Genomic DNA, 24,440 nt, shown 5'->3' with positions numbered 1-24,440 from the left:
CGTGAGCACCGTCCAGAGCACCGTCCCCGAGGCGCCCGTCGAGCAGCAGGGGAGGATGACGCACAACCAGGTGCTGAAGGCGCTCTCCGGGATGCTGCTGGCGATGTTCGTCGCGTTCCTGTCCGGAACGGTCGTCTCCAACGCCCTCCCCACGATCATCACCGATCTGCGGGGCAGTCAGAGCCAGTACACCTGGATCGTCACCGCGACGCTGCTGACGTCCACGGCCACCACCCCGATCTGGGGCAAGCTGGCCGACCTGTTCAGCAAGAAGCTGCTGATCCAGCTGTCGATCGTGGTCTTCATCCTCGGCTCGATGGCGGCCGGGCTCTCCCAGTCCGTCGAGGCGCTCATCGCCTGGCGGGCGGTGCAGGGGCTCGGTCTCGGCGGCCTGCAGGCGCTGGTGCAGATCGCCATCGCGGCGATGATCAGCCCGCGCGAGCGCGGCCGGTACGCCGGTCTGATGGGCGCGGTCATGGCGGTCGCGACCGTCGGCGGACCGCTGCTGGGCGGCGTGCTGGTGGACACCAGCTGGCTGGGCTGGCGCTGGTGCTTCTACGTGGGGGTGCCCTTCGCGGTCGTCGCGCTGGTGCTGCTGCAGCGGACGCTGCACCTGCCGGTGACCAGGCGAGACGTGCGCATCGACTACCTCGGCGCCACCCTGCTGACCGCCGCCGTCACCGCCCTGCTGATCTGGGTCACGCTCGCCGGCAGCAGCTTCGCCTGGGCGTCGACGGAGACGGCCCTGTTCCTCGGCGGCGCAGCGCTGGCGACGGTGGCCTTCCTGGTCACCGAGACCCGCGCGGCGGAGCCGATCGTGCCGCTGCGGCTGTTCCGCGACCGCACCACCACGCTGGCCATCATCGCCAGCGTCGCGGTGGGCATCGCGATGTTCGGCTCCAGTGTCTTCCTCGGCCAGTACCTGCAGATCTCCCGCGGCTACTCGCCCACCGAGGCCGGTCTGCTCACCATCCCCATGGTCGGCGGCCTGCTGATCTCCTCCACCGTGTCCGGGCTGCTCATCACCCGCTACGGGCGGTGGAAGATCTTCCTCGTGGCCGGCTCGATCGCGGTCCTGGCCGCCTTCGCGCTGCTCGCGTCCATCGACCACGCCACCGACATGGTCCTGCTGTGCAGCTTCCTGTTCCTGCTCGGTGTCGGCATCGGCATGACGATGCAGAACCTCGTGCTCGCCGTGCAGAACACCGTGGCCGGCAGCGACCTGGGTGCGGCCAGCTCCGCGGTCGCCTTCTTCCGGAGCCTCGGCGGCACGATCGGCGTCTCGGTGCTCGGCGCGGTGCTGAGCAGCCACGTCGGGAACCTGATCCGTGACGGGCTGGTGGCGATCCCCGGGGCCGCCGAGGCCGCGGCCGCCGGTGGTGGCGACGTGGGCCTGGCCGACCTGTCCGGCGCCCCGGCGCCGATCCAGGAGCTGATCCGCGTCTCCTACGGCGACGCCACCGGTCGGATCTTCCTGATCTCGGCGATCGTGTCGGTGGTCGCCGTCCTGGCGATCCTGCTGATCCGCGAGATCGCGCTCGGCACCGCCACCGGTGACGAGCGGGCCGCCGCCGAGCGGGCTCCGGGCAGCCGGGTCGACGCCGCCCTCGCGGCCGAGTCCGCCGGGCAGCCGGTCGACGACGACGCGGCGCGTGGCGGCGGCGCGGTCCGGGCCGACGAGGCGGAGCGGATCGCCGAGGCGGAGCGGGCCGGGGCCCGCTGACCCCACCCCCCGACGACGACGGCCCGTCTCCCTCGGGGGAGACGGGCCGTCGTCGTCGGGTGGGGTCCGCTCACTGCTCCAGGGAGGCGTCCAGGGTGATCTCGGTGCCGGTGAGCGCCTTGCTGACCGGGCAGCCGGCCTTCGCCTTCTGGGCCGCCTCCTGGAAGCCGTCGGCGTCCAGGCCCTCGACCTCACCGCGGACGGTGAGCGCGATCCCGGTGATGTGCGGGGCGCCGTCCTTCTGGCCGAGCGTGACGTCGGCGGAGACCTCCAGCGACTGCGGCGTGCCGCCGGCCTTGCCGATCTCGCTGGACAGGGCCATCGCGAAGCAGGCCGAGTGGGCGGCGGCGATCAGTTCCTCCGGGCTCGTCGTCCCCCCGGCCTCGTCGGCGGCGCGCTTGGGGAAGGACACCTCGTACGTGCCGACCTTGGAGCTGGACAGCTCGACCTGACCGGAGCCCTCCTGGAGGGTGCCGTTCCAAGCCGTGCGAGCGCTGCGAGTGGGCATGTTGCCTCTTCCGGGCCGTGGCCGCCCCCTTGCTCGGGCGGCGCCTGTGACCAGCTCCTACCCGGAAGGGTTGCGGGCTACCGTCCGGTTCGCCGGACGGGCCGGGTCAGGCCTGCGCGGCGCCGTTCACGCGCTCGGTGAGCAGCCGCAGCCGGCTCTTGAGGTCGTCGAACTCGCTCGTGTCGAACCCGATGGCGCCGATCATCTCCTCGGAGATGGCGATCGCCTTGTCCTGCAGGGCGCGACCGGCGTCGGTCAGCCCGATGGACACCGACCGCTCGTCCTCGACCCGGCGCTTGCGGCTGACCAGCCCCGCGGCGGTCAGCCGCTTGAGCAGCGGCGAGAGGGTGCCGCTGTCGAGGGCCAGCCGGTTGCCCAGCTGCCCCACGGTCTGGTTGTCGGTCTCCCAGAGCAGCAGCATGACCAGGTGCTGCGGGTAGGTGAGCCCGATGGCGTCGAGCATGGGGCGATAGCGCGCCGTCACGGCGCGGGAGGCGGCGTACAGGGCGAAGCAGAGCTGGTCGTCGAGCGCCACGCTCGGAGCCGGCAGAGCGGTCATTCCCGCAGTCTACGGCGCAATTGCTGTGACACCGCGACACTTCACTGGTTTCTCGTCCCAACGAGTTGGCCGCGGCGTCATCCGTGGGCCACCTTGACGCGGCAGAGTTGAGCGGAACAGACTCAACCCGACCGTCGTTGCACGGGTCGAAGCGCCGGCCACGGATGGACGGTGCACCGGAACAGAGGAAGGACGTGCGTCCGAGCATGGAGAGCAAGCTCACGACTCGTTCGCAGGAGGCCATCGCCGGCGCCCAGCGCCTCGCCGTCGGCCGGGGTCAGGCGGCGCTGGAGCCGCTGCACCTGCTCGTCGCCCTGCTGGAGCAGACCGACGGGATCGCCGGCCCGCTGCTCACCGCCGTCGGGGCCGACCCCGTGGACGTGCGGAGCAAGGCCGACGCCGCGCTGCGCCGCATGCCCAGCGTCAGTGGTGCGACGGTCTCGGCGCCCTCCCCGTCGCGCGAGTTCCTCCGCGTGATCAACGCCGCGGGCGAGCAGGCCGGCGCACTCGGGGACGAGTACGTCTCCACCGAGCACCTGCTCGTCGGCCTGGCCGGCTCCGACGGCGAGGCGGGCGCCGTCCTCACCGGCTCCGGCGCCACGGCCGACGCCCTCCTGGCGGCCTTCCGCACCGTCCGCGGCAACCGCAAGGTGACCACCGCCGACCCGGAGAGCACCTTCCAGGCGCTGGAGAAGTACGCCGTCGACCTCACCGAGCGCGCCCGCGAGGGGAAGATCGACCCGGTCATCGGCCGGGACACCGAGATCCGGCGGGTCGTGCAGGTGCTGTCGCGGCGCACCAAGAACAACCCGGTCCTGATCGGCGAGCCCGGCGTCGGCAAGACGGCGATCGTCGAGGGTCTGGCCCAGCGGATCGTCGCCGGTGACGTTCCGGAGAGCCTGAAGGGCAAGCGGCTGATGGCGCTGGACCTGGGCGCGATGGTCGCCGGGGCCAAGTACCGCGGTGAGTTCGAGGAGCGGCTCAAGGCCGTGCTGCAGGAGATCACCGAGGCCGAGGGCCAGGTCGTCACCTTCATCGACGAGCTGCACACGATCGTCGGCGCCGGGGCCACCGGCGACTCGGCCATGGACGCCGGCAACATGATCAAGCCGATGCTGGCCCGCGGTGAGCTGCGCATGGTCGGCGCGACGACGCTGGACGAGTACCGCCAGCACATCGAGAAGGACGCCGCCCTGGAGCGGCGCTTCCAGCAGGTCTTCGTCGGCGAGCCGTCCGTCGAGGACACGATCGGCATCCTGCGCGGGCTCAAGGAGCGCTACGAGGTCCATCACGGTGTCCGGATCACCGACACCGCGATCGTGGCCGCCGCGACGCTGTCGGACCGGTACGTCACCTCCCGGTTCCTGCCGGACAAGGCGATCGACCTCGTCGACGAGGCCGCGAGCCGGCTGCGCATGGAGATCGACAGCCGCCCGGTCGAGGTCGACGAGGTGGAGCGCGCGGTCCGGCGCATGGAGATCGAGGAGATGGCGCTGTCCAAGGAGGACGACCCGTCGTCCCTGGACCGCCTGGCCACCCTGCGCGAGGAGCTGGCCGACCGCCGGCAGGAGCTCGCCGAGCTGACCGCCCGCTGGCAGCAGGACAAGGGCGCCATCGAGCGGATCCAGCGGATCAAGGAGGAGCTGGAGTCGGTCCGGCTGGAGGCCGAGCGGGCCGAGCGCGACGGCGACCTCGCCCGGGCCGCCGAGCTGCGCTACGGCCGGCTGCCCGAGCTCGAGCGGTCCCTGACCTCCGCCGAGGACTCGGTCGCCTCCGGTGACTCGATGCTCAAGGAGGAGGTCGGTCCCGACGACATCGCCGAGGTCGTCCAGGCCTGGACCGGCATCCCGGCCGGCCGGCTGCTCGAGGGGGAGACCCAGAAGCTGCTGCGCATGGAGGACGGGCTCGCCGGGCGGGTCGTCGGTCAGCCCGACGCCGTCCGGGCCGTGTCGGACGCCGTCCGGCGGGCGCGTTCCGGCGTCGCCGACCCGGACCGCCCGACCGGCTCCTTCCTGTTCCTGGGTCCGACCGGCGTCGGCAAGACCGAGCTGGCCAAGGCGCTCGCGGAGTTCCTGTTCGACGACGAGCGGGCGATGGTCCGCATCGACATGAGCGAGTACTCCGAGAAGCACTCGGTGGCCCGCCTCGTCGGCGCCCCGCCCGGCTACGTCGGCTACGAGGCCGGCGGCCAGCTCACCGAGGCGGTGCGACGGCGGCCCTACACCGTCGTCCTGCTCGACGAGGTGGAGAAGGCCCACCCCGACGTCTTCGACGTGCTGCTCCAGGTGCTCGACGACGGCCGGCTCACCGACGGGCAGGGCCGGACCGTGGACTTCCGCAACACCATCCTGATCCTGACCTCGAACCTCGGTTCGCAGATCATCGCCGACCAGTCGGTGCCCGAGCAGCGGCGCCGGGAGGCCGTCCTGGAAGTGGTCCGGTCGCACTTCAAGCCGGAGTTCCTCAACCGGCTGGACGACGTCGTGGTGTTCCGGGCCCTGGGGACCGACGAGCTGGCCGGGATCGTGGACATCCAGGTCGCGGTCCTCGCCCGTCGCCTGGCCGCCCGGCGGCTGACCCTGTCGGTGACCGACGCCGCGCGGGAGTGGCTGGCCCTCAACGGGTTCGACCCGGTGTACGGCGCCCGGCCGCTGCGGCGCCTGGTGCAGTCGGCGATCGGTGACCAGCTGGCCCGGGCGCTGCTGGCCGGGGACATCCGCGACGGCGACGAGGTCGTCGTCGACTGGCCGGCCGGGGACGCGGAGGGCCTGACCGTCACCCGGGGCTGATCCGCACGCGCCCTGCCGGATTCCCAGGGGTCCGGCAGGGCGTGGTCCCCGATGGGGTGGCGCTGCGCGCCCTGCTGGAACACGTCGGCCGGGTCCGCCATGATCGCGGCGAGGACCGACGAGCGGAGGCGTGATGACGGCGGGTCAGGACGACCAGCACGGCCAGCAGCAGGGACCGCACGGCGGGCAGCCCGACGGGCCGGCCTGGCCCTCGGCGCCGCAGGGCCAGCAGCCCGGCGGGCAGCAGCAGGGGCAGTCGCCGTACGGGCAGCCCGGCCCGCCGCCGCAGGGGCAGCCGCCCTACGGCTGGGCGCCCCCCGGCCAGCAGCCACCCCAGGCGCAGAACCCCTACGGCCAGAACCCCTACGGGCAGCCGCACGGCCAGAACCCCTACGCCTTCCCCAGCGCGCCGTCGGCCGGACCCGGCTGGGGGCCCGAGCCCCCGACGCCGATGGAGCGCCCGGTGACGGTGCGCGCGGGTGTCGGCGCATTCCTCGCCTCGCTGGTGCTCAGCGCCGTGGGCGGCATCGTCACGTTCCTCAACTGGGACGAGATGCTCGAGTGGACGCTCGCCGAGACGCCGGCCGACGCCGGGGTGAGCCAGGCGGAGGTGGAGCAGTTCGCCGAGCTGGGCCTCCAGTTCGGGGTCGCCTTCGGCGTGCTCCTCCTGCTGCTCCAGGCGCTGTTCGTCTGGTTCGCCTGGCGGGGCCGGAACTGGGCGCGGATCGTGCTCTGGGTGCTGGGCGGGCTGGTGCTGCTGTCCGCGCCGTTCAACGCCGTCTCCAGCGGTCCGGTGCCGTTCGTGACGGCGCTGACCTGGTTCCAGATCCTGCTGACGCTGGTCGGCGTGGTGCTGCTGGCCCTCAAGCCCTCGAACGACTGGTACCGCTTCCGCAAGTGGCAGTACGCCACCGGGCAGGGCTGAGCGGCAGGGTCAGCGGGCCGCCAGCCACTCCCGGGTCGTCCGGGCCAGCAGGCTGGTGGCCGTCGCGACGGCGAGCACGAACAGCAGCAGGGACACGACTGTGACCCCGCCGGCGGTGAGCATCGTGGTGGCGACCAGCCCGGCCAGGACCACCGCGGCGACCAGCCCGGTCCAGCGCCCCCAGGAGCGCCGCCGGGACACCCCGAAGGCCGCGATCCCGTAGACCAGGCCCATCACCAACGGCGCGGCCGTGTTGATGACCAGGAACTGCTCGGCCTCCGCGGGGGTGAGCCCGGAGTCGGTCAGCGCCTGGACCAGCCCGTCCCGGCCGAGCCAGGTGACCGTCACGTAGAGCAGCAGCAGGACGGCGAGCGTCGACAGCAGGGCGATGGCGACCCGGACCGACGGCGGTGACTGGGGGAGTGCTCCGGAGTCGGCGGGACGAGGGGTGGAGGAAGCCGGCACCCGCCCAGACTGGCAGATCGGTGCAGCTGCGGGCCCTGGTGCCGCCGGAGGGCACCGCAAGAAATTCCGGCCGGGGTGAATCCGGATCGCGCTCAGGCGGCGAATGCCAGTCGTGACCATGACCGAGCAGGCCGCGCGGCCGACCCCCTCCGAAGGGGGCGACGGCACCGCGCACCGCGGGGCCCGCAGGCTGCTCGCCGCGCTGGCCGGCCTGCTCGCCGCCGCCGTCGCGCTGGGCATCGCCGAGCTGGTCGCGGCGCTCGTCGGGCCCGCCTCATCCCCGGTGGTCGCCGTCGGCGACGCCGCGATCACCCTGACCCCCGAGCCGGTCAAGGCCTTCGCGATCCGGACCTTCGGCGAGAACGACAAGATCGTCCTGATCATCGGCACGCTCCTCGTGATCGCGGTGTACGCGCTGGTCATCGGGCTGGTCGGCCTCCGCAGCCGGCGCCTCGGCGTCGCCGGCATCGCGCTCTTCGGCGTCGTCGGCATCGTCGCGGCCGTCACCCGGCCGGCCGGTGGCCTCCTGGACGGGCTGCCCTCCCTGGTCGGCGCGGCCGCCGGGGCGGTCGCCCTGCTGGCGCTGCTCGCGCCGCTGCAGCGCCCCACCCCGGCCGCTCCCGGTGCCGGGACCGCTCCTGCTCCCGGGGACCCGCAGGGGTCCGGCTCGGCGGACGGGCGGGACGGCCTCGCAGGCCGGCTGCGCGACCTCCTGGGCGCCGGTGACCGCAAGGGCGCCGGGATGGACCGGCGTCGCTTCTTCCTCACCAGCGGGGTGGCCGTCGGCGTCGCCGCGGTCGCCGGTGGCGGCGGTCGCCTGCTGCAGCAGCGCTTCGACGTCGCGGGGGAGCGCAGCGACCTGGTGCTGCCGCGGCCGGCGTCCCCGGCGCCCGCCCTGCCCGCCGGTGCCGACCTCGCCCGGGACGTCGAGGGACTGACCCCGCTGTTCACGGACAACCGGGAGTTCTACCGCGTGGACACCGCGATCACCGTGCCGCAGATCAGCCCGTCGGGGTACCGGCTGACGCTGACCGGCATGTTCGACTCGCCGAAGTCCTACACGCTCGACGACCTGCTCGGCCGGGACGACCTCATCGAGCGCGACATCACCCTCACCTGCGTCTCCAACGAGGTCGGTGGCCGGCTCGCGGGCACGGCCCGCTGGCTCGGCGTGCCCCTGGGCGCCTTCCTCCGCGAGAACGGCGTCCGGGACAGCAGCGACCAGCTGGTCTGCACCTCCTCCGACGGCATGACCATCGGCACCCCCACCCGGTCCGCCCTGGACGTCGACGACGCGATGCTGGCCTTCGGGATGAACGGCGAGCCGCTCCCGGTGGAGCACGGCTTCCCGGTCCGCATGCTGATCCCCGGTCTCTACGGCTACGTCTCGGCCTGCAAGTGGCTCACCCGCATCGAGGCGACGACGTTCGACGCCTTCGACCCGTACTGGGTGGAGCGCGACTGGGCGGCGCAGGCGCCGATCAAGGTCTTCTCCCGCATCGACACCCCCGCGCCGCTGCGGGCCTTCCCGCCCGGCCGGCGCCCCATCGCCGGCGTCGCCTGGGCGCAGACGCGCGGCATCGCCCGCGTCGAGGTCCGGGTCGACGACGCGGACTGGGTCGAGGCGGAGCTCTCCCCCCAGGTCGACGCCGACCTGTGGCGCCAATGGGTGCTGCCCTACGACTTCACCCCCGGCCAGCACTCGCTCACCGTCCGCGCCACCAGCGCCGACGGGGAGACCCAGACCGAGGAGCGGGCCAGCCCGAAACCCGACGGTGCCAGTGGCTGGCACTCCATCCAGGTGATCAGCCGCTGATCCCTGCCCGGCCCCAGGGCCGGACCCACAGACCCGTCCCGGCCCGCCGGCGACGACCACCCGGCCGCTCCCGTGGCCGGCGCCCCACCCCGACCGCGACACCGCCGTCGCACGGACAGCAGAGGAGCACCACCCCATGAAGCGCACCCTGACCCGCGGCATGCTGATCACCGCCGTCTCCACCCTGGCCATCACGCTCAGCGCCTGTGGTTCCGACGACACCTCCGACAGCGGCGCCGCCTCCTCCAGCAGCAGCGGCGGCAGCTCCATGGCCGAGGAGACCACCGCGGCTCCCATGGCGGACGGCCCCTTCGGCCCGGCCTGCGCCGACGTGCCCACCGAGGGTGAAGGCAGCGTCGACGGCATGGCCGACGACCCGGTCGCCACCGCCGCCAGCAACAACCCGCTGCTGTCCACGCTGGTGACGGCCGTCCAGGCCGCCAACCTCGGCGACACGCTGAACAGCGCCGAGGACATCACCGTGCTGGCCCCGGCCAACCCGGCGTTCGAGGCGGTCCCGGCCGACGCGCTCCAGGGTCTGCTGGCCGACACCCCGGCGCTGACCACCGTGCTCACCCACCACGTCATCCAGGGCCGTCTGGCGCCCGACGAGCTGGCCGGCACGCACACCACGCTGAACGGCGACGAGGTGACGATCGAGGGCTCCGGTGAGGAGTTCTCCGTCGCCATGGACGGCACCGTCGTCGGCATGGAGGCCTCGGTGATCTGCGGCAACGTCCAGACCGCCAACGCCACCGTCTACATCATCGACCAGGTCCTCAAGCCTGTCGGTATGTGAGGAAGGACCCCCTTCCTCCCCACCCCTCGCACGCTCGGGGTGGGGCCCTGGAAGGGGGCCGACGCAGGGCCCCCGCCGGACTTACGTCCGACGGGGGCCCTGCGTCGTGTCCGGGATCGTGTCTAGGGTCTCCAACCATGACGGCTCCCACCGCCCTGCCCGACCGCGACCGGCTGCTCCAGCTCATCCTCGACCTGGCCGTGGTGCACGGGAAGGTGACGCTCTCCTCGGGGCGGGAGGCGGACTGGTACATCGATCTGCGCCGGCTGACCCTCCACCACGAGGGCGCTCCGCTGGTCGGCCGCGTGATGCGGCAGCTCACCGGCGACCTCCGCTACGACGTCGTCGGCGGCCTCACCCTGGGGGCCGACCCGGTGGCCGCCGCGATGCTGCACGCAGCCGCCGCCGGTGAGGGGTTCCTGGACGCCTGCGTGGTGCGCAAGGCCGGCAAGGCGCACGGGCTGCAGCGCCGGATCGAGGGCCCCGACGTGGACGGCCGCGCCGTCCTGGTGGTCGAGGACGTCTCCACCACCGGCGGCAGCCCGCTCACCGCGGCGCAGGCCCTGCAGGAGGCCGGTGCCGAGGTCATCGGCGTGGCGGTGATCGTCGACCGCGGCGGCCGGGCGGCGGTCGAGGAGGCCGGCTTCGAGTACCGCGCCGCCTTCACCCTCGCCGACCTCGGCCTCGACTGAGGAAGGACCCCGTCGCCCCCCGGCACTCGCTCCGCTCGCACCGGGTCCCTGCGACGGAGCCGGTTCCAGCGGGCGGGGGCCGGCCGTACGGTGTGACGATGACCACGACGACGGCGACGTGGGTGGCCGAGCTGATCGACGCGGTGGGTGCCGACGGCGTGCTCACCGACGTCGACGTCACCGCGTCCTACGCCCGTGACCAGGCGATGCTCGCGCCCGCCGGCACCCCGGCCGCGGTGGTGTTCCCGCGCAGCACCGCGGACGTCGTCGCGGTGCTGCGGGTGGCGAGCCGGCACGGCGTCCCCGTGGTCCCCCGCGGAGCGGGCTCCGGGCTGGCCGGCGCCAGCAACGCCGTCGACGGCGGGATCACGCTGGTCATGACCCGCATGGACGCCGTGCTGGAGGTCTCGCCCGCCGACCGGCTGGCCGTCGTCCAGCCGGGCGTGGTGAACAAGCAGCTCCGCGACGCCGTCGCCGGTGCTGGGTTGTTCTACCCCCCGGACCCCTCCAGCTACGACTGGTGCACGATCGGCGGCAACCTCTCCACGAACTCCGGCGGCCTGTGCTGCGTGAAGTACGGGGTGACCACCGACTACGTGCTGGGCCTGGAGGTCGTGCTCGCCGACGGCCGCGTGCTGCGGACCGGTCACCGCACGGTGAAGGGCGTGGCGGGCTACGACCTGGCCCGGCTGTTCGTGGGCTCAGAGGGCACCCTGGGCGTGATCACCGAGGCGACGCTCGCCCTGCGGCCGGCGCCGCAGCGGCCGGTCACCCTGGCGGCCACGTTCGCCACGACGGCGCAGACCGGCCAGGTGGTGGAGCGGGTGGTGACCACCGGCCTGGTGCCCAGCCTCCTGGAGGTCATGGACAACACCTGCATCCGGGCGGTCGACGACCTGCTGCACGCCGACCTGGACCGGGACGCGCACGCGCTGCTGGTGGCCCAGTCCGACACCGGGGGCGACGCCGCCGCGCGGGAGATCGCAGCGCTCACCGAGCTGTGCCGGGAGGCCGGCGCGCTGCTCGTGCACTCCACCGACGACGCGGGCGAGGGCGATCTGCTGCTCGCCGCCCGGCGGATGGCGCTGCCGGCGCTGGAGCGCCTGGGCAGCACCCTGATCGACGACGTCGCGGTGCCGCGCTCCCGCATCGCGGAGTTCCTGGACGGCTGCGACCGCATCGCCGCCGACCGCGGGCTCGTGATCGGCGTGGTGGGCCATGCCGGCGACGGCAACATGCACCCCACGGTCGTGTTCGACCCGACCGACGACGACCAGCGCACGCGGGCGTTCGGCGCGTTCGACGACATCCTCGAGCTGGGGCTGGCGCTGGGCGGCACGATCACCGGCGAGCACGGCGTGGGGGTGCTCAAGGTGGACTGGCTGGAGCGCGAGATCGGACCGGTCGCCCTCGACGTGCACCGCTCGATCAAGGCCGCGCTCGACCCCGCCGGGCTGCTCAACCCGGGCACGGTGTTCCGCGCCGGACCGCGGGCTGCCACGCTGGCGCCATGAGCAGGGAACGGTTCCTCGTCATCGGCGGGGACGCCGCAGGGCTGTCCGCGGCCGCCCAGGCCCGGCGGCTCAAGGCCGCCGACGACCTGGAGATCGTCGTGCTGGAGCAGGGCGACGTCGTGTCCTACTCCGCGTGCGGCATCCCGTACTGGGTCGGCGGCCAGGTCGCGGACCGCGACGCGCTCATCGCCCGGACGCCGGCGGAGTTCGCCGCCCGGGACATCACCGTGCACACCCGCACCCGCGCGGTCGAGATCGACGCCGACGCCGGGAAGGTCGTCACCGACTCCGGCGAGCGGATCGGCTACGACCGCCTGCTCGTGGCCACCGGGGGCCGTCCGAGCCGCCCGCCGATCCCCGGACTGGACGCCCCGGGGGTGTTCGGCGTCCACCGGCTCGACGACGGCGCGGCCATCCGGGCCGCCCTGGACGCCGGTCCCCGCCGCGCCCTGGTCCTCGGGGGCGGGTACATCGGGCTGGAGATGGCCGAGGCGCTGCAGCGGCGGGGGCTCGAGGTCACCGTCGTCCTCGCCGACCCGCTGCCGATGCAGCTGCTCGACAGCGACATGGCCGAGCGGGTCTGTGCCGGCATGGGCGCCATGGGCATGGAGATGCACCCCGACCAGGCGGTCCGGGAGATCCTGGTGGACGAGTCGGGCCGGGCGCGCGGCGTGCGCACCGACGCCGGCAGCTACGACGCCGACCTGATCGTCCTCGGGCTGGGCATGGGTCCGGAGGTGGCGCTCGCCGAGCAGGCCGGCATCGGGCTGGGCACCACCGGCGCCATCGCCGTCGACCGCACCCAGCGCACCCGGTCGCACCCGGAGATCTACGCCGCCGGCGACTGCTCGCAGACCTTCCACCGGGTCACCGGCGAGGTCACGCACGTCGCGCTCGGCACCCATGCGAACAAGCAGGGCCGGGTGGCCGGGTCGGTCATCGGCGGCCGGGCGGCCCGCTTCGCCGGGGTCCTGGGGACCGCGCTGACCAAGGTGGGGGACCTGGAGATCGGCCGCACCGGGCTGTGCACCACCGAGGCGGAGCAGGCGGGCTTCGACTACCGCGCCGACACGATCGAGGCGACGACGAGGGCCGGCTACTACCCGGGCGCGGAGGAGGTCGCGATCAAGCTCCTCAGCGAGGCCGGGTCGGGGCGGCTGCTGGGGGCCCAGATCGTCGGCGGCCCCGGATCGGGCAAGCGGATCGACGTGCTCGCCGCTGCGATCTGGGCGGGGATGACCGCCGAGGACCTCGCCGGCTCCGACCTCTCCTACGCGCCGCCGTTCTCGCCGACCTACGACCCGGTGGTCGTGGCCGCGCGGGTGGTCAGCCGGATCGAGCAGGGCTGAGCGCGTGGCCCCGCGTGCGCTGCCGGCCACCGCGACCGAGGTCCGCGGCGCCGACTGGTACGGCGAGGACCTCTCCGGCCGGGAGCACACGGGGGTGGCGTTCAGCGCCGTCGACTTGACCGAGGCGACCGGCACCGGCGTCGCCTTCACCGACTGCACCTTCCACGACTGCCGGTTCAACCTGGCCGGGTTCACCGACGCCGCGTTCGTGAACTGCACCTTCACCGGCTGCTCCTTCTTCGCCGCCACCCTCACCGGCTGCAAGCTGGTCGGCGCGGTGTTCGACCGGTGCTCGTTCGACCAGCTGACCGTCAGCGGCGGCGACTGGTCCTTCGCCACGCTCCCGGGCGCCGATCTCCGCCACGCCGCGTTCACCGGCGTGCGACTGCGCGAGGCCGACCTCACCCGGGTCCTCGCCGCCGGGGCCGCCCTGCGCGACGTCGACCTCTCCGGAGCGGAGCTGCACGAGGCCGACCTCGCCGGCGCGGACCTGCGCGGCAGCGACCTCTCCGCGCTCGATCCCCGGGCGGCCCGGCTGGCCGGCGCCCGGATCGACCTCGCACAGGCGGTGCAGCTCGCCGCGGCGCTGGGGCTGCAGGTGGACGGCGGGGCCTAGGACCGGGGCGGCGGAGGTGGACCGGGTGGATCGACGACGCGCCGGGCTGCTCGCCGTCCTCTGCCTCGGGCTGGTCGGCTGCACGTCCGACGGCGCCGCACCGCCCCCGGCCGCCGGATCCACCGCGGCCACCGGGCCGGACGCGAGCGACGAGCCGGCTGCGATCGAGGGGCCGTCCCGGACCCTGGCGGGGTGCGATGCCGAGCCGATCGAGCCGCTCGAACCGTTCACCGTGCCCGCGGAGGGCGGCACCGTGACCGGGCTCGCCTTCGGGGAGATCCCGGCCCGGGTCGGCGACGAGCTGAAGATCATCTGGCGGGTGACCGGCGCGGGGGACCTCGCCGTGCGACCGGTCCGCCCGGACGGCAGCGAGGGCGACCTGGTGTTCGGCCCCGAACCGCACGGGGGCAGCAACTTCTCCGAACCCGGTGACGAGTGGGGCACCGGGTTCGAGCTCGACCGGTCCGGCTGCTGGCGCCTGGAACTCGCGCGGGAGGGCGTCACGGCCACCGTGGAGCTGCTCGTGGAGGAGCCCCCCGGCTGATCGAGGATCGCCCGGACGGGGTGCGCCGCGGCAGGTGGTGTCGCGGCACCGGGGCCCGGCGGGATACTGATCACCGACGTCAGCCGCACAGCGCCGTACAGCCGCAACCGATGCGAGGAGTGCCCGCATGCCCATCGCGACCCCTGAGGTCTACGCCGACATGATCAGCCGGGCGAAGGAGGGCGGATTCGCCTACCCGGCGATCAACTGCACGTCCTCGGAGACGATCAACGCGGCCCTGCGCGGCTTCGCCGACGCCGGCAGCGACGGCATCATCCAGTTCTCCACCGGCGGTGCGGAGTTCGGCTCGGGCACCCGGGTCAAGGACATGGTCACCGGCGCGGTCGCGCTGGCCGAGTTCGCCCACGTCGTGGCCGAGAAGTACCCGGTCAACGTGGCGCTGCACACCGACCACTGCCCCAAGGACAAGCTGGACTCCTACGTCCGCCCGCTGATCGCGCTGTCGAAGGACCGCGTGGGGGCCGGCCAGGAGCCGCTGTTCCAGTCGCACATGTGGGACGGGTCGGCGATCGACCTCGACGAGAACCTGGACATCGCCGAGGAGCTGCTCGAGCGGGCCGCCGAGGCCAAGATCGTGCTCGAGGTGGAGATCGGCGTCGTCGGCGGCGAGGAGGACGGCGTCGCCCACGACATCAACGAGAAGCTCTACACCGCCGAGGGCGACTTCGTGGCCACCGCGCGCAAGCTCGGCCTGGGCGAGCGCGGCGTCTACCTGCTGGCCGCCACGTTCGGCAACGTGCACGGCGTCTACAAGCCGGGCAACGTCAAGCTGCGGCCCGAGATCCTCAAGCTGGGCCAGGACGTCGTCGCCAAGGAGTTCGGGTCGGCCGACGCCAAGCCGTTCAACCTGGTCTTTCACGGCGGCTCGGGCTCGGCCCAGTCGGAGATCCGCGAGGCGCTGTCCTACGGCGTGATCAAGATGAACGTCGACACCGACACCCAGTACGCCTTCACCCGGCCGATCGCCGGCCACATGTTCGGCAACTACGACGGCGTGCTGAAGATCGACGGCGAGGTCGGCAACAAGAAGACCTACGACCCGCGCAGCTACCTCAAGGCCGCCGAGACGGGCATGGCCGCCCGCGTCGTCGAGGCGTGCGAGGACCTGCTGTCCGCCGGCCAGTCGACGGGGGCGTGATGTCGCACTCCCACGGGAACCTGCTCGGCGAGCCGGCACCCACCCTGCTGCCCGCCACCCCCGAGGCCGACGCCGAGCTCGCCGAGGGCGCGACGCTGGCCGAGGTGGCCGCGCACCACCCGACGGTGAGCGCGGTCTGGGCGGGCCTCGCGGAGGAGGCGCTGCACCGCACCGAGCGCGCGCTCGGCGACACCGTCCAGGCCTACGCCTACGCCCGCACCGGGTACCACCGCGGGCTGGACGCGCTGCGCCGCAACGGGTGGAAGGGCTACGGCCCGGTGCCGTGGTCGCACGAGCCCAACCGGGGGTTCCTGCGCTGCGTCACGGTGCTCGCGGCGGCCGCCGAGGCGATCGGGGAGACCGGGGAGCACGAGCGCTGCATCCAGCTGCTGCGCGACTGCGATCCGACGCTCGCCCCCTGACGCTCACCAACGGTAACGGGCGGTCCGCTCCGGCGGGCCGCCCGTTCGCCTGTGACCGGGCCTTTCACCCTCGGATCTGATCATGGTTTGGGATCCGGGCGTGACGGTCATCACAGAGCGTGCACGGCGCCGGTCGGGCGCCCCGTGGATTGGGGACGTACTCATGGTGACCTTGTTGTGGATCCTGGCCGTGGTCCTGGTGATCGCAGGGATCGTCTCGATCGTCCGCGGCCAGATGCTGTGGGGGATCGTGCTCATCGTCGTCGGGCTGCTCGTGGGCCCGGGCGGGGTGAGCGTCTTCGCCTGATCGCGCCCCGGGTCCCGCTCCGGCGGGACCCGGGGCTCAGCGGTCGCCCAGCTCCGGGTGGAGCTCGGTCAGCGCGTCGGTGAGGGTGGTCAGCTGCTCGCCGCCGGCCATCAGGGCGGTGAGGTCGTCGGCGTCGACGTCCTCACGGGTCAGGCTGCCGGCCACCTGGCCGTGCGCCAGCAGCAGGAACCGGTCGCCGATGAGGTGGGCGTAGCGCGGGTTGTTCGTGACCACGACGACCGCCAGCCCCTGGGCCCGCGCGGCGAGGATCGCCTGCCCGAACAGCGTCTGGCGCGCCACCGTCATCGGCGTCACGGGCTCGTCGATGATCAGCGCCCGGGCCCCGAAGTGCAGCGCGCGGGCCACGGCGAGGCTCTGCCGCTCGCCGGCCTGCAGCGCGCTGGCCGGCTGGTCGGGGTCCAGGCCGGGGATGCCGACCCGTGCCATTGCCCGCACCGTCGTCTCCCGCGCGCCGTCGATGTCGAGCCGGCGCAGCGGCCACACCCCGCGCGTGGGCTCCACGCCGAGGAAGAAGTTCCGCCAGATCGACAGCAGCGGCGCCACGGCGAGGTCCTGCCACACGGTGGCGATGCCCACGTCGCGCGCCTGCCGGGCCGAGCGGAACCGCATCGGGACGCCGTCGACCAGCAGCTCGCCCTCGTCGTAGCGCTGCAGGCCGGAGAGCACGGAGACCAGCGTCGACTTCCCGGAGCCGTTCTCGCCGAGCACGCAGGTGATCCGGCCCGGGGGCAGGACGGCGCTGACCCGGTTGAGGGCCGGGACGTTGCCGTGGCGGACCGTGATCCCGCGCAGTTCCAGGACCGGGGTCGTGCCGCCGGCGGGAGCGCCGTCGACGGTCGTGGACGTGCTCACGAGCGAGGCCTCGACTTCAGCCGGCGGCGGACCTCGCCGTTCGCCAGCAGCGCCACCAGGAGCAGCACCCCGAGCAGCGCCTGGAACCAGCGGGTGTCCCAGCCGGCCAGCGTGATGCCCTGCCGCGCGACGGCGTAGAGCAGGGCGCCGATGGCGGCACCGATCGCGGAGCCGTAGCCACCGGTCAGCAGGCACCCGCCGATGACCGCGATGACGATGAAGTCGATCCCGCTCAGGATCCCGACGGTGCCCCCCGCCTGGACGCTGCCGAGGCGCACCAGGGTGAAGGTGCCCAGCAGCCAGCCCGCGGCCGCCGTGAGGCAGAAGAGCGCCACGGTCGTCCGGCGGACCGGGACGCCGAGCTCGCGGGCGGCCTGCCGGGCGCCACCGCAGGCGAAGACCGCGTTGCCGAACCGGGTGCGCCACAGGCCCCAGGTGGCCAGCGCGGTCAGGGCCAGCCACCAGAGGATCGAGACGGTGAACCGGCCGTTGCCGACCTCCAGGGCGCCGTCGAACAGGGCGCTGGCCGACGACCAGCCCGGTGTCTGGTCCAGCCCGCTGACCCGCGTGGAGCCCGCGACCGCCTGCGCCCCGGCCTGCGACGTGCCCTGCAGGATGAGGAAGGTCGCGAGCGTGACCAGGAAGCTCGGCAGGCCGGTGTTCACCACGAGGACGCCGTTCACCACGCCGACCGCGAGCGCGGCCAGCAACGACACCAGCAGGGCGGGCCAGGTGCTCCAGCCCGCGTAGCCGATCAGCAGTGCGGTCAGCAGCGAGCTGGACACCGCGACCACCCCGACCGAGAGGTCGAACTGCCCGGCGATGAGCAGCAGCGCGACGGCGACGGCCCCGACGCCGAGCACGGCCGCGGTGTCGAGGACCGTGGCCAGGCCGAACGGTGACAGGAGGTCCGGCGCCCGCAGGGCGAAGAAGGCGACGACCACCACGAGCCCGACCACGGCGGGAAGGCTGGGGCGGGCGAGGGAGCGCGCCAGGGACCGGCGGCCGGACGGCGCGGCCGCCCGGGCGCTGCCGAACGCGGGCAGGCGGTCGCTCATCACCGGCGGGGCGCCCGGGTGGGGCGGCAGGACGTCGGCAGCGGGTCCTCCTCGGCGAGCGGGTTGCGCTCCAGTGTCCACGACGCCCCCGGGCGACGGGCGACGTGCTGGGACGGCCGCCCGCTCAGGGCTGCAGCCGCCACCGCACGCGGTCGTCGGCGTACCAGGTCCAGCGGTTGACCGGCCGCGGGTACGCGACACCGTCCCGCACGATCCGCGCCGGGTCCGACGCCACCTGCAGCGCCCGTCCGCTGGTGTGCCGGGTGGGCCGCAGCGGCAGGGCCATCACCGTCACGCCGATGGTGTCGACGGCGGCCCAGTCCGGACGGACGTCGATGCGGGTGATCTCGCCGTCGGCCACCCGGATGTCGTCGTGGTGCGCCTGCAGCCCGATCCGCCGGGACAGCGAGCGGCGGCCGTCCCCGGCGGCCTCGATGCGGCCGTGGTGCAGCAGGACGCCGCCGTGGTCGTCGCGGACGAGCGTGAGGTCCCGGGGCTCGCCCGTGCCGATGCCCAGGTCGCGGGCCAGGGCGGTGGACGCCTTGTCGGGGCCGGGTTCCCAGGCCACCGGGACCTCCGCCGTCCGCCCCGCCCTGAGCAGGGCGGCCAGCGTCGCGGCCAGCGCCGGCACCGGTCCGCGGACGACCACGGAGCCCGCCGCGGCGACCGGCTCCAGCTGGGCCGGGCGCGGTGCCTCCCCGGGCGTGAGACGGCGGAGGTCCAACTCGACCGACGACATGCGGATACCCTGTCACCCGTTCCACCGCGCCGCCCCTGGCCCACCTGCCGGCCGTCATCCACCCGGGTGCCGGGTGCCGCACCCCGACGAACGAGGAGAACCAGGAGCCGATGCCCGCTGTCGTCCTGATCGGTGCCCAGTGGGGCGACGAAGGCAAGGGCAAGGCCACCGACCTGCTCGGCGGCCGCGTTCCCTACGTCGTCCGCTACCAGGGCGGCAACAACGCCGGCCACACGGTGATCACGCCGGACGGGGAGAAGTACGCGCTGCACCTGATCCCGTCGGGGATCCTCACGCCCGGTTGCACGCCGGTCATCGGCAACGGCGTCGTCATCGACCCCGAGGTGCTGATCCGGGAGCTCGCCGGGCTGGAGGAGCGAGGGGTGGACACCTCGCGGCTGGTCATCTCCTCCGACGCGCACTTGATCATGCCGCACCACCGGGCACTGGACAAGGTCACCGAGCGGTTCCTGGGCAAGCGGAAGATCGGCACCACCGGCCGCGGCATCGGCCCCGCGTACGGCGACAAGGTCGCCCGCGTGGGCATCCGCGTGCAGGACCTGCTGGACCTCTCCATCCTCCGGCAGAAGCTCGAGGGCACGCTGCAGGAGAAGAACCAGGTCCTGGTCAAGGTCTACAACCGCAAGGCGATCGACGTCGACGAGGTCGTCGAGGAGTACACGCAGTACGCCGAGCAGCTCAAGCACCGGATCGTCGACACCCGGCTGCTGCTGGGCAAGGCGCTCGACGCCGGCGAGTGGGTGCTGCTCGAGGGCTCGCAGGGCACGCTGCTCGACGTCGACCACGGGACCTATCCGTTCGTCACGTCGTCCAACCCGACCGCCGGTGGCGCCGCCGTCGGCGCGGGCGTCGGCCCGACCCGCATCGAGCGGGTCGTGGGCATCCTCAAGGCCTACACCACCCGCGTGGGCTCCGGTCCGTTCCCGACCGAGCTGCACGACCAGTGGGGCGAGTACCTGCGCAAGCACGGCGGCGAGGTCGGTGTCACGACCGGCCGTGACCGCCGCTGCGGCTGGTTCGACGCCGTCGTCGCCCGGTACGCCAGCCGGGTCAACGGCATCACCGACTACTTCCTCACCAAGCTCGACGTGCTCTCCGGCCTGGAGACGGTGCCGATCTGCGTGGCCTACGAGATCGACGGCGTCCGGCACGACGAGATGCCGATGACGCAGACCGACTTCCACCACGCCAAGCCGGTCTACGAGGAGATGCCGGGCTGGTTCGAGGACATCCGGCACTGCCGGAGCTTCGACGAGCTCCCGGCGACCGCGCAGGCCTACGTGCGGCGGCTCGAGGAGCTCTCCGGAGCCCGGATCAGCGTCATCGGCGTCGGCCCGGGCCGGGACGAGAACGTCGTCATCCACGACCTCATCGGCTGAGTGGCCTGTCGTCCTCCGGACGACACCGCGGGCGTGACACCGTCGTCAACCGGACGACACCGCGGGCCGTGACACCGTCGTACACCGGACGACACCGCGGCCAGGGGCCGTGCCCCGACTGCGTGGGGCCGCTGCGTCGTCCCTGCGTGGCCCCTCCGGGGCCCGCTCGGGCCGACAGGGCCACGCCCGGTAAATGCCGCGACAGCCTGACCGGTGCGGAGTCACCATCCCGGCGTGGAACTCGCTGCGCTGGGCTGGACCGCCGATCGTGCCGTCGCGCTGCCCGCGGGGTGCCTCCCCGGCCGGGTGACGCGGGTCGACCGGGGGCGGCTGAGCGTGCTCACCGCCGAGGGGGAGCAACGCCTGCGTCCCGCGGCCGCCCTGCACGACGCGCTCCCCGGTGGGCCCGCCGTCGGTGACTGGGTCGCGGTCCGGGACGAGCTCGCCGTCGCCGTCCTCCCGCGCCGCACCGCCTTCACCCGGACCGCGGCCGGACGCACCTCGGCGGCGCAGGTGGTGGCCGCCAACGTCGACGTCGTCCTCGTCGTGGACTCGCTGGCGGGGGAGGCCCGGCTGCGCCGGGTGGAGCGCTACCTCGCGGTGGCGTGGAGCAGCGGGGCCACGCCCGTCGTGGTGCTCACCAAGGCCGACCTGTGCGCGGACGTCGGCCCGGCGGTGGCGCAAGTGGCCGACGACGCCCTGGGGGTCGCCGTCCTCGCCGTCAGCTCGCTGACCGGCGACGGGCTGGACGCGGTGCGGGCCCTGCTCGGCCCGGGCCGGACCGCCGCCATGGTGGGGCCGTCGGGGGTGGGGAAGTCGAGCCTGGCCAACGCGCTGGCCGGGCGGCGGGTGGCCGGCACCCGGGAGATCCGGGACGACGGGCGGGGCCGGCACGCCACCACCGCGCGCGAGCTGCACCTGCTGCCCGACGGCGGGCTGCTCGTCGACACCCCGGGGATGCGCGAGCTCGGCCTCCACGACGACCTCGACGGCGTCGGCCGCGCCTACGCCGACGTGACCGGGCTGGCCGTCGACTGCCGCTACCGGGACTGCGGGCACCGCACCGAGCCCGGCTGCGCGGTCGCCGCCGCCATCGAAGAGGGCCGGCTCGACCCGGCCCGCTTCATCGCCTGGCGGAAGCTCCAGGGCGAGGCGCACCGGCAGCGGCTGCGCGTGGACGCCCGCGCCCGGGCCGACGAACGGGCGAAGCTGCGTGCGCTGCACCGCAGCCGCCGGGCCGAACCCGGGCGGCCGCGGTGAGCGCGTCGGATCAGACCAGCTGGGCGGTGGCGGCGGTCCGGGCGCGCACGGCGTGGTCGGGGGAGTCGGTGATCAGCCCGTCGACCCCGAGCGCGAGCAGCTGGAGCGCGTCGCCGACGGCGTCGCCGAGGCCGTTCGGGGAGTCGCCGCGGCGCAGGTGCTCCGGCAGGTAGGCGTTCTCCGCGCGAAGGGTCCAGCAGAAGACGGCGAGCTGGGCGGCGTGCGCCTGGGCGACCAGGTGCTCGGCGGGTGCGGCGGTGGCGGCGCTGGCCAGCACCCGGTCGCGGCTGGGCGCGACGACCTGGGCGTAGGTGGAGATCTCCCGGAGGCCCGAGGGGGTGACCATCGCGTCGCCGGTGTGGGCGTCGTCGACCAGCTGGCCCATGAGCGGGCCGTCGTCGCCGAGGCGGGCGCGCAGGTCGCGCAGCACGGCCGGGTCGAAGGACTGGACGACGACCGTGCCGTCGGCGCGGTCCGCCCCGAGGCGGCTCAGCTCCGCGGCGACGAGCTCGGACATCGGCATGCCCTGGGCCTCCCACCACTCGGGGTGCTTCAGCTCGGCCAGCACCCGCACCTGCCGCTCGGCGGTCGAGCGGCAGCGGGCGAGCTCGATGACCTCGGCGAGGGTGAGGATGCCGAACCGGCCGTCGTAGGCGGTGTTCGTCGGCCGCAGCGCCGGCATCCGCTCGATGGAGCGGAGCGTGCGCAGTTCGGCGTAGGTGAAGTCCTCGGTGAACCAGCCGGTGCACAGCTGACCGTCGATCTCCTTGCGGGTGTGCCGGTCGGCGAACTCCGGGTGCTCGGCCACGTCGGTGGACAGCGAGAGCTCGTTCTCGTGCCGGACCACGAGCACGCCGTCGCGGCTGACCACCACGTCCGGCTCGATCAGCTCGGCACCCATGTCGATGGCCAGCTCGAAGCTCGCCGTGGTGTGCTCCGGCCGGTAGGCCGGGGCTCCACGGTGTCCGATGACGACGGGCCGGGGAAGGCGTGTCGCGGGCCTGGTGGCCAACGACTCGGTCGCGCGCATGGCGTCCACAACACAGGAATCGGGTGAATCGAGGGGGAACTGAAGAAGGCGGGTTGCGCACAATCGAGCACACAGCGCGTTGACCAGCACCGCTGGGGAGTGTTTGTGACCCAGATCACGTGGTGTGTCTGGGGTTTCTGAGGTTCGAAGCTCCGGAGAGGGGTCCCGGGCCGCGGCGTCGCGGCTCACCCGGAAGGGTCGGTAGGGTCGCCGCTCGTGCGCGTGCTGGTGATCGGCTCCGGTGCCCGGGAGCACGCCCTGTGCGTGGCTCTGCAGTCCGACCCTGCGGTGAGCGCGCTCGCCTGCGCCCCCGGGAACGCGGGTACGCAGGCGATCGCCGCCCCGCCCGCGGGGGGTGCGACGCTCGCCGTCACCGATCCCGATGCCGTCGCCGGTCTGGCGCGGGAGTGGCGGGCCGACCTGGTCGTCGTCGGGCCGGAGGTGCCGCTCGTGGCCGGGGTCGCCGACGCCGTCCGCGAGGCGGGCATCGCCTGCTTCGGCCCCTCCGCGCAGGCCGCCCAGCTCGAGGGCAGCAAGTCCTTCGCCAAGCACGTCATGACCGCGGCCGGTGTCCCCACCGCCCGCTCGTGGGCCGTCGGAGGCCTGCCGGAGCTGGAGACGGCGCTGGACGAGGTCGCCGCCCTCACCGGCGGTGCGCCGTTCGTGGTGAAGGACGACGGCCTGGCGGCGGGGAAGGGCGTCGTCGTCACCCCCGACCGGGAAGCCGCCGTCGCCCACGGCCGGTCGGTGCTGGACGCCGGCGGCTCGGTCCTGGTCGAGGAGTACCTCGACGGGCCCGAGGTCTCGCTGTTCGCCGTCACCGACGGGACGACGGTGCTGCCGCTGGTGCCCGCCCAGGACCACAAGCGGCGCGACGACGGCGACGCCGGACCCAACACCGGGGGGATGGGCGCCTACGCGCCACTGCCCTGGGCGCCGCCCGGGTTGGTCGAGGAGGTGCTGGCGACCGTCCTGCAGCCCACCGTGGACGAGATGGCCCGCCGGGGCGAGACGTTCAGCGGGCTGCTGTACGCCGGTCTGGCACTCACCTCCCGCGGGGTGCGCGTCGTGGAGTTCAACGCGCGGTTCGGCGACCCGGAGACCCAGGTGGTCCTGCCGCTGCTGGCGACGCCGCTGGGCGGGCTGCTGCACGCCGCGGCCACCGGCACCCTCGCCGACCAGCCACCGCTGCGCTGGCACGACGGCGCCGCGGTGACCGTCGTGGTCGCCGCGCCGGGCTACCCGCAGGCGCCCCGGACGGGCGACCCGATCACCGGCGCGAACGGCGAGGGCGTCCTGCACGCCGGCACGGCGCTCGCCGCCGACGGCACCGTGGTCTCCGCCGGCGGCCGGGTGCTGGCCGTGACCGCGGTGGGCGCGGACCTCGCCGCCGCCCGGCAGGCCGCCTACGAGCGCGTCGCCGGCGTGCGACTGGCCGACGCGCACTGGCGCACCGACATCGCCCTGGCCGCCGTCGAGGGCAGGATCGCGCCGTGACCGATCCGGACGAGATCTGGAACCGGGCCTGCGACCCCTTCGCGCCGTTCACCCACCCCGGGGACGCGGCACTCGCCGCGGTGCTGCTGTGCCACGGCATGGCGATGAACGGCGGACTGCTGCACGCCGTCGAAGGGCTGGAGCCCGACCAGCGCGAACGGGCGGTCGCCGGCTTCCGGCTGCTCGGCCTGGACGCCGCCGCGACCGCGGTCGAGGACATCGCACGGTCGAAGGACGCTCGGGCCGCGGACGACCCGGGCGCGGACGACGACCTCGAAGAGGAGGCCAACCGGCGCTACGACGAGGCGCTGCCGGAGTGGGACGCCACGATCGAGCGGGCATTCCGGGCCGACCTCGCCTCCCATCCGGAGGCCTACGCGCCCGTCGAGCGCTGAC

General features: G+C 73.9%; 24 protein-coding genes. 17 read left to right on the top strand and 7 right to left on the bottom strand.

Annotated features, from left to right (window positions below):
• The first annotated feature begins 1 nt into the window (after position 1).
• Positions 2-1,723, top strand: coding sequence for an MFS transporter (locus GCU60_RS10020; RefSeq protein WP_345770514.1), 1,722 nt, complete (start codon positions 2-4; stop codon positions 1,721-1,723).
• A 70-nt stretch (positions 1,724-1,793) separates the two neighbouring features.
• Here the strand turns inward: GCU60_RS10020 and GCU60_RS10015 are convergent, their stop codons facing one another.
• Both GCU60_RS10015 and GCU60_RS10010 read right to left on the bottom strand, forming a co-directional pair.
• Positions 1,794-2,231: an OsmC family protein gene (locus GCU60_RS10015; RefSeq protein WP_163204729.1), complete on the bottom strand. Its 438-nt coding sequence runs from the start codon at positions 2,229-2,231 to the stop codon at positions 1,794-1,796.
• 106 nt (positions 2,232-2,337) lie between these two features.
• The gene (locus tag GCU60_RS10010; RefSeq protein ID WP_163204727.1) at positions 2,338-2,790 is read right to left on the bottom strand and encodes a MarR family winged helix-turn-helix transcriptional regulator; all 453 of its coding nucleotides are present in this window, start codon (positions 2,788-2,790) and stop codon (positions 2,338-2,340) included.
• A 206-nt stretch (positions 2,791-2,996) separates the two neighbouring features.
• On the opposite strand from GCU60_RS10010, the gene clpB reads away from it, so the two are divergent.
• Both clpB and GCU60_RS10000 read left to right on the top strand, forming a co-directional pair.
• Positions 2,997-5,579: an ATP-dependent chaperone ClpB gene (gene clpB / locus GCU60_RS10005; RefSeq protein ID WP_163204725.1), complete on the top strand. Its 2,583-nt coding sequence runs from the start codon at positions 2,997-2,999 to the stop codon at positions 5,577-5,579.
• Between the two features lie 133 nt (positions 5,580-5,712).
• Complete coding sequence (locus GCU60_RS10000) at positions 5,713-6,504, top strand: hypothetical protein (protein ID WP_163204723.1); 792 nt, start codon at positions 5,713-5,715, stop codon at positions 6,502-6,504.
• 9 nt (positions 6,505-6,513) lie between these two features.
• On the opposite strand, the gene GCU60_RS09995 is transcribed toward GCU60_RS10000, so the two are convergent.
• Positions 6,514-6,969 carry a hypothetical protein gene (locus GCU60_RS09995; RefSeq protein ID WP_163204721.1) on the bottom strand — a complete coding sequence of 152 codons (456 nt, stop codon included), beginning with the start codon at positions 6,967-6,969 and terminating at the stop codon, positions 6,514-6,516.
• 118 nt (positions 6,970-7,087) lie between these two features.
• On the opposite strand from GCU60_RS09995, the gene GCU60_RS09990 reads away from it, so the two are divergent.
• The 10 genes from GCU60_RS09990 to GCU60_RS19860 all read left to right on the top strand — a co-directional run bounded on the left by GCU60_RS09990 (position 7,088) and on the right by GCU60_RS19860 (position 16,187).
• A complete protein-coding gene (locus GCU60_RS09990; protein WP_163204719.1) occupies positions 7,088-8,785 on the top strand; it encodes a molybdopterin-dependent oxidoreductase in 1,698 nt (565 codons plus the stop codon).
• A gap of 136 nt (positions 8,786-8,921) precedes the next feature.
• Positions 8,922-9,584: a fasciclin domain-containing protein gene (locus GCU60_RS09985; RefSeq protein ID WP_163204717.1), complete on the top strand. Its 663-nt coding sequence runs from the start codon at positions 8,922-8,924 to the stop codon at positions 9,582-9,584.
• A 137-nt stretch (positions 9,585-9,721) separates the two neighbouring features.
• Positions 9,722-10,276 (top strand): orotate phosphoribosyltransferase, encoded by a 555-nt coding sequence (gene pyrE / locus GCU60_RS09980; RefSeq protein WP_204261778.1) that lies wholly within the window; start codon positions 9,722-9,724, stop codon positions 10,274-10,276.
• A 98-nt stretch (positions 10,277-10,374) separates the two neighbouring features.
• Entirely contained in the window at positions 10,375-11,790 is a 1,416-nt protein-coding gene (locus tag GCU60_RS09975; protein ID WP_163204715.1) for an FAD-binding oxidoreductase, read from the top strand.
• Positions 11,787-13,139 (top strand): FAD-dependent oxidoreductase, encoded by a 1,353-nt coding sequence (locus GCU60_RS09970; protein WP_163204713.1) that lies wholly within the window; start codon positions 11,787-11,789, stop codon positions 13,137-13,139. The genes GCU60_RS09975 and GCU60_RS09970 overlap by 4 nt, the downstream gene beginning before the upstream one ends.
• Before the next feature lie 4 nt (positions 13,140-13,143).
• The gene (locus tag GCU60_RS09965; protein ID WP_163204711.1) at positions 13,144-13,755 is read left to right on the top strand and encodes a pentapeptide repeat-containing protein; all 612 of its coding nucleotides are present in this window, start codon (positions 13,144-13,146) and stop codon (positions 13,753-13,755) included.
• 25 nt (positions 13,756-13,780) lie between these two features.
• Positions 13,781-14,299, top strand: a complete 519-nt coding sequence (locus tag GCU60_RS09960) for a hypothetical protein (RefSeq protein WP_163204709.1) — start codon at positions 13,781-13,783, stop codon at positions 14,297-14,299.
• 127 nt (positions 14,300-14,426) lie between these two features.
• Positions 14,427-15,458: a class II fructose-bisphosphate aldolase gene (gene fbaA, locus GCU60_RS09955; protein WP_163204707.1), complete on the top strand. Its 1,032-nt coding sequence runs from the start codon at positions 14,427-14,429 to the stop codon at positions 15,456-15,458.
• Entirely contained in the window at positions 15,458-15,880 is a 423-nt protein-coding gene (locus GCU60_RS09950) for a DUF3151 domain-containing protein (protein ID WP_163204704.1), read from the top strand. The genes fbaA and GCU60_RS09950 overlap by 1 nt, the downstream gene beginning before the upstream one ends.
• Before the next feature lie 163 nt (positions 15,881-16,043).
• Positions 16,044-16,187, top strand: a complete 144-nt coding sequence (locus GCU60_RS19860; RefSeq protein WP_204261777.1) for a GPGG-motif small membrane protein — start codon at positions 16,044-16,046, stop codon at positions 16,185-16,187.
• 36 nt (positions 16,188-16,223) lie between these two features.
• Here GCU60_RS19860 and GCU60_RS09945 read toward each other — a convergent pair whose 3' ends face one another.
• From GCU60_RS09945 to GCU60_RS09935, 3 genes are all read right to left on the bottom strand, one after another.
• Positions 16,224-17,060 (bottom strand): ATP-binding cassette domain-containing protein, encoded by an 837-nt coding sequence (locus GCU60_RS09945; protein ID WP_163204702.1) that lies wholly within the window; start codon positions 17,058-17,060, stop codon positions 16,224-16,226.
• Positions 17,057-18,118: an ABC transporter permease gene (locus tag GCU60_RS09940; protein ID WP_163204700.1), complete on the bottom strand. Its 1,062-nt coding sequence runs from the start codon at positions 18,116-18,118 to the stop codon at positions 17,057-17,059. The genes GCU60_RS09945 and GCU60_RS09940 overlap by 4 nt, the downstream gene beginning before the upstream one ends.
• A gap of 124 nt (positions 18,119-18,242) precedes the next feature.
• Positions 18,243-18,857: a hypothetical protein gene (locus GCU60_RS09935; protein ID WP_163204697.1), complete on the bottom strand. Its 615-nt coding sequence runs from the start codon at positions 18,855-18,857 to the stop codon at positions 18,243-18,245.
• A gap of 110 nt (positions 18,858-18,967) precedes the next feature.
• Here GCU60_RS09935 and GCU60_RS09930 point away from each other — a divergent pair, with 110 nt between their 5' ends.
• Both GCU60_RS09930 and rsgA read left to right on the top strand, forming a co-directional pair.
• Positions 18,968-20,257 carry an adenylosuccinate synthase gene (locus GCU60_RS09930; RefSeq protein WP_163204695.1) on the top strand — a complete coding sequence of 430 codons (1,290 nt, stop codon included), beginning with the start codon at positions 18,968-18,970 and terminating at the stop codon, positions 20,255-20,257.
• Between the two features lie 234 nt (positions 20,258-20,491).
• Positions 20,492-21,517, top strand: coding sequence for a ribosome small subunit-dependent GTPase A (gene rsgA / locus GCU60_RS09925; RefSeq protein ID WP_345770513.1), 1,026 nt, complete (start codon positions 20,492-20,494; stop codon positions 21,515-21,517).
• Positions 21,518-21,527: 10 nt separating this feature from the next.
• Here the strand turns inward: rsgA and GCU60_RS09920 are convergent, their stop codons facing one another.
• Positions 21,528-22,547: a glycerophosphodiester phosphodiesterase family protein gene (locus GCU60_RS09920; protein WP_163204691.1), complete on the bottom strand. Its 1,020-nt coding sequence runs from the start codon at positions 22,545-22,547 to the stop codon at positions 21,528-21,530.
• A gap of 216 nt (positions 22,548-22,763) precedes the next feature.
• On the opposite strand from GCU60_RS09920, the gene purD reads away from it, so the two are divergent.
• Together purD and GCU60_RS09910 are read left to right on the top strand one after the other, a co-directional pair.
• On the top strand, positions 22,764-24,044 hold the full coding sequence (purD, locus tag GCU60_RS09915; RefSeq protein ID WP_163204690.1) for a phosphoribosylamine--glycine ligase: 1,281 nt from the start codon (positions 22,764-22,766) through the stop codon (positions 24,042-24,044).
• The gene (locus GCU60_RS09910; protein ID WP_163204687.1) at positions 24,041-24,439 is read left to right on the top strand and encodes a DMP19 family protein; all 399 of its coding nucleotides are present in this window, start codon (positions 24,041-24,043) and stop codon (positions 24,437-24,439) included. The genes purD and GCU60_RS09910 overlap by 4 nt, the downstream gene beginning before the upstream one ends.
• Position 24,440: the final 1 nt, after the last annotated feature.

The organism is Blastococcus saxobsidens, from assembly GCF_010682065.1.
GTDB classification, from domain to species: Bacteria; Actinomycetota; Actinomycetes; order Mycobacteriales; family Geodermatophilaceae; genus Blastococcus; species Blastococcus saxobsidens_B.
This window is presented reverse-complemented; position numbering and strand designations above follow the sequence as displayed.